The 13,086-nt window shown below is 37.9% G+C and carries 17 protein-coding genes and 1 tRNA gene; 3 read left to right on the forward strand and 15 right to left on the reverse strand.

Going from position 1 to position 13,086, the window contains the following annotated elements:
• Positions 1 to 5: 5 nt before the first annotated feature.
• The 15 genes from Q5W13_RS08115 to mce all read right to left on the reverse strand — a co-directional run bounded on the left by Q5W13_RS08115 (position 6) and on the right by mce (position 11,425).
• A complete protein-coding gene (locus Q5W13_RS08115; RefSeq protein WP_304445953.1) occupies positions 6 to 1,391 on the reverse strand; it encodes a four-carbon acid sugar kinase family protein in 1,386 nt (461 codons plus the stop codon).
• A 5-nt stretch (positions 1,392 to 1,396) separates the two neighbouring features.
• Entirely contained in the window at positions 1,397 to 1,954 is a 558-nt protein-coding gene (locus Q5W13_RS08120; protein ID WP_304445954.1) for a cyclase family protein, read from the reverse strand.
• 89 nt (positions 1,955 to 2,043) lie between these two features.
• Positions 2,044 to 2,742, reverse strand: a complete 699-nt coding sequence (locus Q5W13_RS08125) for an isocitrate/isopropylmalate dehydrogenase family protein (protein WP_304445955.1) — start codon at positions 2,740 to 2,742, stop codon at positions 2,044 to 2,046.
• 46 nt (positions 2,743 to 2,788) lie between these two features.
• Positions 2,789 to 3,124 carry an isocitrate/isopropylmalate family dehydrogenase gene (locus Q5W13_RS08130; RefSeq protein ID WP_304445956.1) on the reverse strand — a complete coding sequence of 112 codons (336 nt, stop codon included), beginning with the start codon at positions 3,122 to 3,124 and terminating at the stop codon, positions 2,789 to 2,791.
• A 344-nt stretch (positions 3,125 to 3,468) separates the two neighbouring features.
• On the reverse strand, positions 3,469 to 4,491 hold the full coding sequence (locus Q5W13_RS08135; protein WP_304445957.1) for a LacI family DNA-binding transcriptional regulator: 1,023 nt from the start codon (positions 4,489 to 4,491) through the stop codon (positions 3,469 to 3,471).
• 96 nt (positions 4,492 to 4,587) lie between these two features.
• Entirely contained in the window at positions 4,588 to 5,289 is a 702-nt protein-coding gene (locus Q5W13_RS08140) for an efflux RND transporter periplasmic adaptor subunit (RefSeq protein WP_304445958.1), read from the reverse strand.
• 22 nt (positions 5,290 to 5,311) lie between these two features.
• Positions 5,312 to 5,557: an efflux RND transporter periplasmic adaptor subunit gene (locus Q5W13_RS08145; RefSeq protein ID WP_304445959.1), complete on the reverse strand. Its 246-nt coding sequence runs from the start codon at positions 5,555 to 5,557 to the stop codon at positions 5,312 to 5,314.
• Positions 5,558 to 5,574: 17 nt separating this feature from the next.
• The gene (locus tag Q5W13_RS08150) at positions 5,575 to 5,856 is read right to left on the reverse strand and encodes a heavy metal-binding domain-containing protein (protein WP_304445960.1); all 282 of its coding nucleotides are present in this window, start codon (positions 5,854 to 5,856) and stop codon (positions 5,575 to 5,577) included.
• A 54-nt stretch (positions 5,857 to 5,910) separates the two neighbouring features.
• On the reverse strand, positions 5,911 to 6,384 hold the full coding sequence (locus Q5W13_RS08155) for a DUF305 domain-containing protein (RefSeq protein ID WP_304445961.1): 474 nt from the start codon (positions 6,382 to 6,384) through the stop codon (positions 5,911 to 5,913).
• A 203-nt stretch (positions 6,385 to 6,587) separates the two neighbouring features.
• Positions 6,588 to 9,089, reverse strand: a complete 2,502-nt coding sequence (locus tag Q5W13_RS08160) for a heavy metal translocating P-type ATPase (protein WP_304445962.1) — start codon at positions 9,087 to 9,089, stop codon at positions 6,588 to 6,590.
• A 70-nt stretch (positions 9,090 to 9,159) separates the two neighbouring features.
• Positions 9,160 to 9,717 carry a helix-turn-helix domain-containing protein gene (locus tag Q5W13_RS08165; protein ID WP_304445963.1) on the reverse strand — a complete coding sequence of 186 codons (558 nt, stop codon included), beginning with the start codon at positions 9,715 to 9,717 and terminating at the stop codon, positions 9,160 to 9,162.
• Positions 9,718 to 9,865: 148 nt separating this feature from the next.
• A complete protein-coding gene (locus Q5W13_RS24795) occupies positions 9,866 to 10,072 on the reverse strand; it encodes a CDGSH iron-sulfur domain-containing protein (RefSeq protein WP_368662549.1) in 207 nt (68 codons plus the stop codon).
• Positions 9,972 to 10,496 (reverse strand): YdeI/OmpD-associated family protein, encoded by a 525-nt coding sequence (locus Q5W13_RS08170; protein ID WP_368662486.1) that lies wholly within the window; start codon positions 10,494 to 10,496, stop codon positions 9,972 to 9,974. Before Q5W13_RS08170 ends, Q5W13_RS24795 begins: the two co-directional genes overlap by 101 nt.
• Before the next feature lie 208 nt (positions 10,497 to 10,704).
• Positions 10,705 to 10,777: transfer RNA gene (locus Q5W13_RS08175), tRNA-Ile, on the reverse strand.
• 243 nt (positions 10,778 to 11,020) lie between these two features.
• Positions 11,021 to 11,425, reverse strand: a complete 405-nt coding sequence (mce, locus tag Q5W13_RS08180; RefSeq protein ID WP_194533187.1) for a methylmalonyl-CoA epimerase — start codon at positions 11,423 to 11,425, stop codon at positions 11,021 to 11,023.
• A 71-nt stretch (positions 11,426 to 11,496) separates the two neighbouring features.
• On the opposite strand from mce, the gene rbfA reads away from it, so the two are divergent.
• From rbfA to Q5W13_RS24805, 3 genes are all read left to right on the forward strand, one after another.
• Positions 11,497 to 11,889 carry a 30S ribosome-binding factor RbfA gene (gene rbfA, locus Q5W13_RS08185; RefSeq protein ID WP_155595361.1) on the forward strand — a complete coding sequence of 131 codons (393 nt, stop codon included), beginning with the start codon at positions 11,497 to 11,499 and terminating at the stop codon, positions 11,887 to 11,889.
• Positions 11,890 to 11,891: 2 nt separating this feature from the next.
• Complete coding sequence (locus tag Q5W13_RS24800) at positions 11,892 to 12,407, forward strand: hypothetical protein (RefSeq protein WP_368662487.1); 516 nt, start codon at positions 11,892 to 11,894, stop codon at positions 12,405 to 12,407.
• Positions 12,408 to 12,481: 74 nt separating this feature from the next.
• Positions 12,482 to 13,084: an ABC transporter permease gene (locus Q5W13_RS24805; RefSeq protein ID WP_368662488.1), complete on the forward strand. Its 603-nt coding sequence runs from the start codon at positions 12,482 to 12,484 to the stop codon at positions 13,082 to 13,084.
• Positions 13,085 to 13,086: the final 2 nt, after the last annotated feature.

Genomic DNA, 13,086 nt, shown 5'->3' on the forward strand with positions numbered 1-13,086 from the left:
ATTTTTTATTTCAATAAGGAAATCAGTTCATATAGTGCAGTATCATCTCCAACATTGCCAGGAAATACAATATAGGGCATATCAGGAAATTTTGCATCGCTGTCCAATTGCCAAACAGGTACACCTTTTAGCACCTGCCCTAAAACATTTGCGCGGCGTACATTAAGACCTTTTGTAGCAACATCACTAGAAGTAATACCTCCTTTTGCAAGAATATATTTGGGTCGTACCCTTATCTTTTTAACTATGGATATTAATGCATTAGAAACCCTGTTTACAATTTCAAGACTCTCGCTTTTTGAGGTTCCTTTTTTCACTTCTCTACTAGTGAAAATGACTACATCTTTACCCACTTTAAGATGGTTTTCTACTTTCTCCACCAGTAAGACCAATTCTTTACAGAAAACTCCAATATCGAACACATTGGTCACATTTAATTCAAGAAAAACTGCATTACTTCGCTCTTTTAAATACACTAGTTGAGCAGTAGTTTTGGGAACGTAAGAGCCAATTACCACAAGTGCACCATTTGATGAAGGTTTTTTTAGAATTTCATCTTTTGTTAAACATGGTTTTATAGCAATACCAGAAATTGTATTAATAAAAGATGCCGCAGTTCTAAAAACAAAAGAACTTTCACTCTTTAAAATTACAAGCGCCATGGCCTGCAAATCGGGGTATGATGTGGCGTTCGCTATAATATGCGTTATCTCCGGTTGTTCTATTATCGATTTTATTTCTTCGGATGATTTATTTCTAAGTGCTTGAACCGAAACACTTGCAATATTTTTTTTGTTTACGATTCCTTCTGATTTTTCTATTATCCAATCTTTTAAATTGGATGCTGAGTAACCAAAGGTGTTGTCTTGTGCAAAAGGAGTTTTTGCGGCAGGAATGAACTCATTTCCTTCTTTCACATAATGAATATCCTCATACGTATAACGTCCACCTTCAAAAAAGGCGGGAGCTAATATGTGCTTTGTTTTTTTCAAGCCCATACCTTTTGCCAAGGCATCAACTTCATTGGGATAATGTCCCCTTAAAGTAGAATCGCTTCGGCTAATGACAATCAGTTTTTTTTGATGTTTATCAGCTACTTTCTGCAACCTAGAACCTATGAGTTTACCTAATATGTTCGCTTCATAAGCCTGAAGACTCCTTGAGTTGGTAAGTATAAAGAACACAGGGCTTACCAGCAATTCATTCTCCAATATTTCTTCTGTCCATTCAGTAATTACAGGAACACCGTGCACTGTTTGGGTACCCGTTGGGTCATCATCTAAAACAACTATGGATTTTGGGTTTTTGGCGAGTTCTGCACGAATTTCTTTTTCTAGGCCCAAAAGGCCTCCTCCCTCTTCAATTGATTTTAAAAGTGCTGAGTGAGACATGAAATTCAATTTTCTATTGCAATGATACGCGCAGGGGCGCCATCACCATTTTCAACCTTTAACGGTAGCGCCACCAAAGTCACTTTTGATTGCGAAAGTGCTTCTAAATTGGTAAGTCCTTCAACTATAATGATGTCGTTTTTCATTAAAATGGTATGCACCTCCGTAACTTCCTTGATATTATTGACATCTGCCACGGAAGGAGGTTCAACACCAAGAATATTTACTTTTTTTTCACCCAACCAATGGGCCAGTTCAGGGCTAATTCTAGGTAAAGCATTACGATATTCATCCGTGCCCAATTTTTTACTCCAACCCGTGTGTAAAAGCAAACTTTGTCCTTGTTCTACTTTTTCTGCAATAGCTCCCAAATGAGCAACCGTAATAGATTCTTTAGGTTTGATATCCGTAAGGTTAACAACCCATGCTTCAGAAACAAAGCGGTCAACAGGAAGTTGGTCTATCGTCTGATCATTGACCTCAAAATGTACAGGAGCATCCATATGGGTACCACTATGAGAATACAAGTGTAAGGTGGTAGCGTTCCAACCATCTTTTGCCAAAGTTTTGGCCTATGGTCTATAGCTACTCCTTTAACGCCTGCTTCAATAGGCAAAGTGAGGTCAATAATTTTTCTATTTACCATTCTAATTTATATGGTTGATAATTTTGTTGCGTTGATAAATTGCACCACGCTTTCCGCAACTTCAGATGTTGAGGCCGTACCGCGAAGGTCTTTTGTTAAATTGCCTTTTGCGGTCGCTGCTTCTATACCTGCCATAATCTCTTTTGCTGCTTCAGTTTCTCCTAAATGGTCCAACATTATTGCTGCAGACCAAATTTGCCCGATTGGATTTGCGATGTTCTGCCCCGCAATATCCGGTGCAGAGCCATGAATAGGTTCAAACATAGAAGGAAAATCTTTCTCAGGATTAATATTTCCACTACCTCCAAGACCCAAACTACCCATAATGGCACCACCAAGATCGGATAAAATATCGCCAAAAAGGTTGGTTGTCAAAATAACATCAAAAATTTCCGGACGCAATACAAAACTTGCCGAAGCATTGTCAATGTACATTTTGCTGTATTCTACATCTGGGTACTCTTGTGCCACCTCTGCAATAACCCTATCCCAATAGGCCAAACTATTAATAAGTGTGTTGGATTTAGTTACATTGGTAACTTTGCTGTTTCGTTTACGCGCCAATTTAAAAGAATAATGAGCAATTCTCTCAATACCAAATCTAGTAAAGATGCTGGTATCCATGGCCATACCTCCCGGCTTGTCTCCGTGCATTATTTTTCCACTCTGAACGAACTCGCCTTCATTATTCTCCCGAACAACCACAAAGTCTATATCTTTTTCAGTTTTATACCGAAGCGGACTTTCTACCTTATGGAAATAATTTTACAGGTCTATAATTTACATACTGCTCAAATGAAGTTCTTACTCGAAACGTATAATCTCTAGCAGGCAACGTATCATCTACCTCTGGTAAACCTACTGCACCAAAAAATATAGCATCAAATTCTTTAAGGGTTTCTAAAGCGTCTTCTGACATGAATTTGCCATGCTCTTTAAAATATCCCGCTCCAAAAGGAAACTCTTGTTTATCTAGTTTAAATCCATATTTATTGGCTACCGCATCAAGCACGGAAACTCCAGCAGGAACAATTTCAGCTCCTATTCCGTCGCCATTAACTACAGCGATTTTGTACGTTTTTCCCATTTTAATTCTTTCTTATTGTAGTTATACTATATTTTGCACAATATTTGCACAAAATAATATTTAGTTGATAATAGCAACGAATATAGGATAAATTTCTATAAAAAGTATCACAACAAGTAAACATGGTTGTATTTTACGATACAAATGCGCAATATTTTGCATTAAAATAAAATATATTATACGTATTTCAACAATCCAAAAAATACATTTGAATACCTAAAGATAAGCTAGAGTAATGAGTGCTTCTCGAGAAGAATTGCTAGATTGAAAAAACATATTGAACATATCGTTTTTCCGTTTATATGAAAGAATTTTAAGCTCCGCAGCTAAAATTTTAGCTTGCTCTAAGACTTATTTTTATTAGTAGAATTACGAATCACCAATTCTGATTTTAAGACCACCCGAGATACATCTTTCTCGTAATTTTCAATCCGATCTATAATCAACTTTGCAGACTCCACACCCATTTGGTAGCTGGGCTGGTCAATACTTGTAAGTGAAGGCTCTAAAAGCTCATCAATTGGCTCATTATTAAAGCCGATAATCGCCAAGTCCTCCGCCATTTTCAGACCGCGTTCCTTGGCAGCAAGCATTACCCCTATGGCAACCTGATCACTAAAAGCCAATACGCCATCTGGATGCTCTGGAGAATACAATAATTTTCTTGCTGTGCTGAGGTTTCCTTCCCGCGTAAAGTTGGTGTTTTCAATAAGCTTCTCCTCAACCGTTAAGTTAGCGTCCACTAAGGCTTTCTTATATCCCAAAAGTCGGGTTGAACTTATTTGCAAAATCTTTGGCCCACCTATATATGCAATGCGCTTGCATCCCACGGAAATTAAATGCTGAGTAGCATCATAGGCCGCTTTAAAATTATCAATAATAACTTTATCAGACTCAACCTCATCACAAAGACGATTGAAAAACACTAATGGAATCTTTCTTTTCTTAGCTTCCAAAAAATGGTCGAATTCTTTTGTCTCACTAGCTAAAGACACAATCAGTCCCGCTACACCAATATCCAATAGCTCTTTTACCAATATTTGCTCTCTCTCATACGACTCGTTAGATTGGCAGATAATGATTTGCATCTGGTGTTTTTCTAGTATTTCTTCTATACCAGAAATAGCCATAGCATACAGGTGATACTTTATACTGGGCACAATAACACCAACCGCCTGTATTTTCTTTTTAGCAAAAGGGTTTATGTGTTTAGTCTGAAAATAATTGTACTCTTTTGCTAACTCAAGTACTTTCTCTCTGGTTTGTGCGCTAATACGAGGATTGCCTTGTAATGCTCTGGAAACTGTAGAAATAGAAACATTAAGTTTCGCGGCAATATCCTTTAATGTCGTTTGTTTTTTGTCCAAATCACTAATAATGAGTGCAGCAAATATAACTTAAATTTCTCTGGACCATTGCCGCACCCTAAGATTCGCAAACCTCTACCCACACTTCAAACGATATTAATGCTTGCTTTTTTGATTCATCATAGATTTTTTACCCTGTAACTGTGCAGCAGCATCAACTGTAAAAGTTCCGTTCACCACAATTTCTTCGCCATTTTCTAGTCCATCTATTATAGTTACATTCTCTCCGGTACTATTCCCAATAGTCACTTCTCTCATTTCAAAAACAAGTTCTTCAAAGTCCGATTTCACATACACCAACGAGCGTTTTCCTGTCCACATCACAGCTGATGCTGGCACAGTAATTACACTTTCATTAACCGTAGTATTAGAATTTACTTTACCCTGAACGAACATCCCTGGTTTAAAGACCCCATCCTTATTGTTCAATACAGCCCTAAGCGTTACAGTTCTGGTCTGGACGTTTAGAATAGGGCCTATATAAGACACTTTAGCTTTAAAGACTTTATTAGGATACGCATTAGTGGTTACCCGTATCTGCTCCCCTTTTTTAAACTGGGAAATCTGATTTTCGTACACATCAAAATCTGCCCAAACGGTATTTAGGTTAGACACTTTAAAAATTGGTTTTCCGTCCATAATATGAGCTCCATCGCTCACAGCTATTTCCGTTACTATACCAGAGACATGAGAATAAATGGTAAAACTCTCTTTTGTTTTTCCCGTCTTTATAACCTCGTCTAATTCTGGACCATGGACTTTCCAATTCTTAAATTTAGCTTGTACCGCTTTGTACAATTGAGGTTGAGATTCCTTTAATTTATAAGCTGTAATCAGCTCTTGTTGTGCAGCAACTAGCCCATAGTGAATACACTTTAGCTACTGCCTGCCCTTTGTTTACTTTTTGGCCTAAGGAGGTAACATATAACTTCTCTATCCGTCCGTCAAAATGTGCTGGCTGTATGGCTGTTTCATCTCCATTTATTGCTATTCTACCAGAGAGCATAACCCCGCCTTCCGAAGCGACGCTATTTTCTCCCACCAAAACGGTTTGAATATTAGCCAAGGCCATAGCGTTTTCGGTTAGCTAAACTGTTCTGCCAATAAGCCATTGGCACCCACTTCTGCAGGAATCAAGTCCATACCACAAATAGGACAAGCGCCAGCTTCAGGAAGCATAATCTGAGGATGCATGGAACATGTCCACATTTCATCCATACTATCTCCTGAATGATTATGTTCTGCAGCAGAAACCTGTATTGCTTCTTTTGACTCTACGCTATTAGCGCTATTTCCAAAGATTAACCAACCCGCTAAGAGGCCTACCACTGCGGAAATACTTATGTACAAGATATTTTTATTCATGGTTTTTATTTTAGACTGATCTCAACAAAGCATACAGCATTTTGTTGACTATTATTAGTTTTCTAGGCGTTTAATCATAGCCTTCATTTCTTCAATTTCCTTTTTCTGCGCTTTGATAATATCATCTGCCAAAGCTTTAACTTCGGGATCCTGAATATTGGCTCGTTCACTTGTTAATATAGCTATAGAGTGATGGGGAATCATAGCTTTCATCCACAACACATCTCCCACAATTGGCGCCTGCGCGCGTACCAATGTTAGGGCAGTTACAAACAAAGTAATACTGCCCAATACAATCGCGATATTCTTCTTTTGATTTTTATACATATTCCGCATGGCAACGAACATGATTATTGCCATGGCCGAAATACCCAAACAGCTCATATAAAACCTTGTTAGACTAAAATACACATGGTCTATGGCATAGGTGTTTAAATACATAGTGATGTACATGGCAATAAAAGAGGCCACTAACATCAGTACAAATTTTCTATAGTTATTATTATCCATTTTGTCTTTGTTCTCCATAATTTTTAGATTTAGATTATTGATTTTCAACTTCGAAAAAAATCTGCTATTTCTCTGATTGAGTAATTAGCTCATATCTAAAATTAAAATCCCTAATTCATCTTTATTAACTCTAATAAATTGATTTTTAACTATTTATATATCATTCTATAATCACTATACATTTCACCATATAAATCATATCAAAGACGAGTTTTCTTTAGCTAGTCAATTTTGGTCGCTTTTAATCTAAGTGCGTTTGCAATGACAGATACCGAGCTAAAACTCATAGCAAGCGCTGCAATCATTGGTGATAACAAAAGTCCAAAAACAGGATACAATACGCCTGCTGCAATTGGAATACCAATGGTATTATAGATTAATGCGAAAAACAGGTTTTGCTTAATGTTCTTCATTACGGCATCACTAAGGTTCCTAGCTTTTACAATACCGTGCAAATCGCCTTTTACGAGGGTTATCATAGCACTTTCAATAGCTACGTCTGTTCCTGTTCCCATGGCAATACCTACATCACTTTTTGCTAAAGCAGGTGCATCATTAATACCATCACCCGCCATAGCGACTACATGACCTTGTTCTTGCAGTTTTTTGACCTCAGCTAGTTTGTCCTCAGGAAGCATTCCTGCTTTAAAATCTTGAAGGTTCAGCTCTTTGGCCACTGCTTGCGCAGTATCATGATTATCTCCTGTAAGCATTATAACGGCTATTCCTTTTTCTTGAAGTGCTTTAATAGCTTGGGCACTTGTTTCTTTTATTTTATCGCCAATAACAACAAAGCCAACAACCGCTTCATCAATAGCTAAATAGGATACCGTTTTGCCTTTCTTTTGATGCTCGTTGGCCTCATTTTGGAAGTCGGAGCTTAAAGCTGCATTAACATGTTCCATCATTTTAATGTTACCCAACGCCACTTTTTTACTATCAATTTTGCCTTCCACCCCTTTTCCGGTTACGGCATTAAAATTTTCGGTTTTCAACACTTCCACACCTTGTTCTTTTCCGTATTTAACCGTTGCTTCCGCAAGTGGATGTTCACTAGAACTATTCAGAGAGGCTATGTACTGTAATACTTCATTTTCGGAATAATCTCCTTTTGAAGTTCCAATAGCTTCCACCGTTGGTTTTCCTTCGGTGATGGTTCCTGTTTTATCTACAATCAGCGTATCTACTTTGTACATTTTCTCTAGAGCTTCTGCATTCTTCACCAATACACCGTTTTGAGCTCCTTTACCAACCCCAACCATAATAGACATAGGTGTTGCCAGACCTAAAGCACAAGGACACGCAATAATTAAAACAGCAATAGCATTCACTAGGGCAAATACGTACGCAGGTTCTGGACCCCAAATGGCCCAAACTGCAAATGTAATTACCGAAATAATTACCACAACGGGCACAAAATAACTAGAAACGGTATCTGCCAACTTCTGTATAGGTGCACGACTACGACTAGCATCGTTCACCATTTGTACAATTTGAGACAGCAAGGTATCATTCCCCACTTTTTCGGCCTTCATTAAGAAAGTCTGATTCCCGTTTATAGTACCACTACTTACTTTATCTTCTATTATTTTATTAACCGGAATAGGTTCTCCCGAAATCATAGATTCATCAACAGTGGTCTGCCCTTCAGTAATAACACCATCCACAGGAATTTTTTCATATGGTTTCACACGTAGTGTATCTCCTTTTTGAATTTTTTCAATCGAAACTTCTTCTTCAACTCCATCTACAACACGGACTGCTTTATTAGGGGCAAGTTTCAACAATTCCTTTACTGCAGAATTGGTCTTACTATGTGCTCGCGCTTCAAGTACTTGTCCCATTAAAACTAACGTAAGAATAACTGTTGCGGCCTCAAAATAAACGTGCACTGCGCCAGATTCCGTTTTAAATTGTGGCGGAAAAAAGTCTGGAAACAACATTCCAAAAACACTGAACAACCAAGCCACACCGGCACCAATACCAATGAGGGTGAACATATTTAGGTTCCAAGTTTTTATACTACGGTAGGCACGTTCAAAAAACATCCATGTAGCATAGAACACCACGGGAATAGAAAGCGCAAACTGAATCCAGTTCCACCATTTCTGTTCCATAACATCGTACAATGGATTATTAGGAATCATCTCACTCATGGCAATGAGAAAGATGGGCAAGGTTAAAGCAAGCGCTATCCAGAATTTTTTTGAAAGCTTATTATACGTTTTTTCTTCCGCAGAAAGGTCCGGTTGCAAAGGCACCAAATCCATGCCACAAATAGGACAACTACCCGGTTCATCACGAATAATTTCCGGGTGCATAGGACATGTCCATTGTTCTGCAGTGGTTGCGCTTAGATTTTGCTCTTCTACCAGATCCATTCCACAAACGGGGCAATCACCTGCCTCATCATAGGTTTTATCATCCTCACAATGCATTGGGCAATAGAAAACGCCAGTGCCATTACCTTTTGGCTTTTCGGCTTTTTCTACTGGGTGATGTTGATGTTCTCCTGCATTATGAATACTATATGAACCTCCATCATCTAACAGCGCTTTTTGGAAAGTTTCGATAGGAATGTGAGACTCCATCTCAATAGTAGCCTCTGCCTTCTCTAAATTCACCGAAGCGCTGGTTACACCAGCAACCCTAGAGAGCGTTTGTTCAACATGACCGCGACATCCGTTGCAAGTCATTCCGTGTATATGATAGGTATGTGTCATTTTAGATTTATTTTGTTCGGTAAAATTAAAAAGAGCTAGCGCCAATCCTTTTCACAATTCCGATTCTTATTTATACAATTTGGTCCAACGTCTTTCTATTCCAGTTTTTCAAACTCTTATAATCGCTCATAGACATTCCGGTAACTGTTTTAAACTGCCTTGCCAAATGGCTGCTAGTTTTATAGTTAAGGGCGTATGCTATTTCAGAAAAGTTAAGCTGTCCCAATTGTATATATTCTTTTACTTTTTCAATTTTTAAGTTGATGGTGTACTTTTCCAAGGTCATCCCTTCTGACTTACTAAACATTTTGCTTAAAGCCGTCTCCGTCTTGCTAAACTCTTCTGCTAAAGATTGAAATAGGTGTTCTGTTTCTCCCGTTTCAATTTTATGAATCAGCTTTACTTTTATCTGTTCAACAACCGTATCCGTTTCATTTTCAATGAGCTCAAACCCTATTTTGGTCAAAGCATTGGCTAAGTTCTCCTTACGGCTTCCTTGCCCTTCTGCAGCGACCACTTTCCCTAATTCAATAGACTCTACCGTATAATTTTCGATATTAAATATTTCTAAAACCGAAGCTATACAACGGTTACAGACCATATTTTTTATGTAGAAAGTTTCGTTCATTATTTTCTTTTTTGTTGCCGTTCCGGCTATTAGCCAAATGTTGTAAAAGGTATGTAATGTTAAGGGGTTTGTCGGGCTTCTACAAGAAAACTTTACTTTGCCAGTGCCCACTATTTAGACCACAAAATTTACCAAGGTAACAGTTAATCTAATTTTTATGAGACCCATCACAATTGGGCATTCGTTTGGAGCGGCCGCAAGTGCAATCGTTTAGCCCGTAACCCTCAAAAATGCGGTCTGTATTTTTATCTATTCTAGAGATTCGGGTTTTGGATTGTTTGGGTTTGGAAAAATGTAAAAGATAGCCCTTTTGCCTTGAGCGTGAGGCCCTTAAAAGCTTTCTTAAATGCAGGATTTTCTTTGAATTTTTGTTTTAACTCATCTGGGGTTTCAAAATCCGTTACCTTTTTTGCCTTTAGTTTCAGCCCCAAGTTTTCTACCTCAACAGCCTCTAAAATATATTGTTTGATGATAGATTGCTTTTCCTCAACCTGGGCTAGATTGGTAAATCTAATTTGCCGGGCAGATTGCGTATTTTCTGTTTGTTGAATCAAAATTTGTTTAGAATCCTGTAGCAATGCTCCTTTATTAAAAAGTAAAGCGCAGTAGTTCTTGAACCCGTGGATAAGCAAAATATTTTTTCCCTTATAGGTATAACATGGATGCATCCATTTAAACTCTTCCTCCAGCCCACAATCCAAAATCAACTCACGAAGTCTTATGAGCTCTTCTTTCCATTGATTAAGGTTGTTCAGAAATTCTTCTACTTTTGGGTTCATGATACCAGCTATTTTTCAGCTTTGTGCCATTAAGGTCTTCATTTCTCATCGTATTCAATTAAAATTAGATGGGTTACTGTTCTAAATATCGGGATTTATAAGAAAGTATGCTAAGGCAAGATGGGAAAATTGACGGTAGATGTTTTTAAATTTACATCACCTAAAATAAAAAAACCTCTCAAGAACAGATGTTCTGAGAGGTTTTCTGTGGTCCCACCTGGACTCGAATAGGGACCACCTGATTATGAGTCAGGTGCTCTAACCAGCTGAGCTATAGGACCGGTTACAATTCAAAATTTAGCTTTGTAAATCCTTTTTTCGATTAAAACCGATAAAGACTGGTGCTCAAACCAGCTATTACAGAACTCGTGAATTGCGGATGCAATATTACTACTTATTTTTAACTGACACAAGATTTTTATGCATAGTTGTGGAATACATTGGGTCGTACCCAAAAGAAACTTATTAACCTATAGCGCCCTTAAACTACGCTAAGTATTACACTAAGTTTAAAAACAGCATATCTACTCCGCAATTTCTTGACATAACTCTATCAATACCCCATTACTACTCTTGGGGTGAAGAAAAGCAACTAACTTATTATCAGCGCCTTTTTTAGGTTTCTCGTTGATCAAGATAAAACCTTCGGCTTTTAATCTTTTCATTTCTTTTTCAATATCATCTACTGCAAAAGCGATATGGTGCATACCCTCCCCGTTTTTGCTTAAGAACTTGGCAATTGGCCCATCAACATCAGTAGCTTCTAAAAGTTCAATCTTACTTTCTCCCGTTTTAAAAAACGAAGTGCGGACCCCCTCAGAAGGCACTTCTTCAATCTTATAATGTGGTTGCCCTAAAAGCTTACCAAAGCGTTCGTTTGCAGCCTCTAAATCGTTTACGGCAATGCCTATGTGCTCTATTTTTTCCAATTGAAGGGTGAATTTTGTCCGTATAAGTGTTTATCCCCCTAAATTACGCTATTTCTACGTATTTTTGCGGTATGGAAACACAACGACAGAAAAAGATTTCAGGGGTCATACAAGGAGATATCGTAGATATTCTGCAACGTGCCGCTATTGAAGGTGGGTTGAAGGGTACGTTGATTTCGGTTTCGAAAGTTTCGGTAACTACTGACCTCTCTATTGCCAAAGTATATATCAGTATTTTTCCTAACAAAGATGCCAAAGAGCTGATGGAAGGGATTAAATCTAACCAACCGCTTATAAAGCACGAACTATCTCAGCGTACCAAAAACCAATTGCGGAGAGTACCTGAATTGTTGTTCTTTTTAGATGATTCATTGGATTATATTGAAAATATTGAAAAATCGCTTAAAGGCGAAGACAACCCTATTGAGAACAGAGACCTTTTGGACAAAAGAAAAAAGATATAAGGTTGAATTTTCCGTTCTACATCGCCAAACGCTATGTCCGTTCTAAAAGCAGCCAAAATGCGGTGAACGTCATCAACTTTATTACCTTTTTGGTGACGGTTATAGGCTCTGCGGCATTATTTGTAGTGCTTTCCGGTTTTGCAGGACTAAAAACCTTTAGTCTTTCCTTTAGTAATACTTTTGATCCTGATTTAAAAGCTTTGCCTGCTTCTGGCAAATTCTTTTCTATTACGCCCAACCAAGAAGAACAACTTGCCCAAATTGAAGACCTTGCTTTTTACTCTAAAGAGCTTGAAGAAAAAGTATACCTAAAACATCGTGAAAAAGGGCATATTGCTTTCATAAAAGGCATAGATACCAATTATACCCACGTTATGGGTATGGATAGTATGCTCTTGTACGGTACTTGGCGAATAAATAGCCAAGAAGCCGTAGCCGGTATTGGCATAACGAACATTCTGGGACTCACTATCAACCAATATCAGAATCCTTTGGTGGTTCTTGCTCTAAAACCATAAAGGGTTCGCTTACCCAGAAATCGCTTAAAACAAAATCCCTTGTCCTTAGCGGAGTATATTCGGTAGAAGAGAATTTGGATAAAAAATATGTTTTTGCTGAATTGCCATCGGTACAACAGTTATTGGAAAAGCTTCCCAACCAAGTATCTGGTGTGAATTTTAAGGTGAAGAATAAGACGCAATTGGCAGATGTTAAAAGTAAAATTGCTGCCGTTCTCGGGAATGAAGTAATTATAAAAGATCGGCAAGAGCTTAATAGTACATTACACCGTATGCTTAACACGGAAAATTTAGCTACCTACCTTGTCTTTACCTTGGTTTTGATTATTGCTCTTTTTAATGTGGTGGGCGCCATTATCATGATGATTCTGGACAAGCTTCAAAACCTAAAAACCCTCTATAGTTTAGGTACTACACTAAAAGAGTTGCGAAGTATTTATTTTGTTCAAGGTATATTGGTTACAGGCCTAGGCGGACTTATTGGCGTGGGATTGGCATCGCTTTTAATATGGTCTCAAATAGCTTTCGGGTGGTTGAAAATCATACCAAGCCTACCCTATCCTGTAGAATATCAATTTATAAATGTCTTGATTGTTTTTGGTACGATTTTCATTCTGGGAGTAATTGCTTCTAAAATTGCAAGTAGTAGAATTACCAAAAAAATGATTTCGATTTAAAG

The sequence above is a fragment of the Zobellia laminariae genome (assembly GCF_030553095.1).
GTDB classification, from domain to species: Bacteria; Bacteroidota; Bacteroidia; order Flavobacteriales; family Flavobacteriaceae; genus Zobellia; species Zobellia laminariae.

Excerpts from the sequence above, each read along its gene's own strand:
- Q5W13_RS08115 (WP_304445953.1), bottom strand. The coding sequence starts at position 1,391 with ATGTCTCACTCAGCACTTTTAAAATCAATTGAAGAGGGAGGAGGCCTT.
- Q5W13_RS08130 (WP_304445956.1), bottom strand. The coding sequence starts at position 3,124 with ATGGGAAAAACGTACAAAATCGCTGTAGTTAATGGCGACGGAATAGGA.
- Q5W13_RS08150 (WP_304445960.1), bottom strand. The coding sequence starts at position 5,856 with ATGAATAAAAATATCTTGTACATAAGTATTTCCGCAGTGGTAGGCCTC.
- Q5W13_RS08155 (WP_304445961.1), bottom strand. The coding sequence starts at position 6,384 with ATGGAGAACAAAGACAAAATGGATAATAATAACTATAGAAAATTTGTA.
- Q5W13_RS08160 (WP_304445962.1), bottom strand. The coding sequence starts at position 9,089 with ATGACACATACCTATCATATACACGGAATGACTTGCAACGGATGTCGC.
- Q5W13_RS08165 (WP_304445963.1), bottom strand. The coding sequence starts at position 9,717 with ATGAACGAAACTTTCTACATAAAAAATATGGTCTGTAACCGTTGTATA.
- Q5W13_RS08170 (WP_368662486.1), bottom strand. The coding sequence starts at position 10,496 with ATGAACCCAAAAGTAGAAGAATTTCTGAACAACCTTAATCAATGGAAA.
- rbfA (WP_155595361.1), top strand. The coding sequence starts at position 11,497 with ATGGAAACACAACGACAGAAAAAGATTTCAGGGGTCATACAAGGAGAT.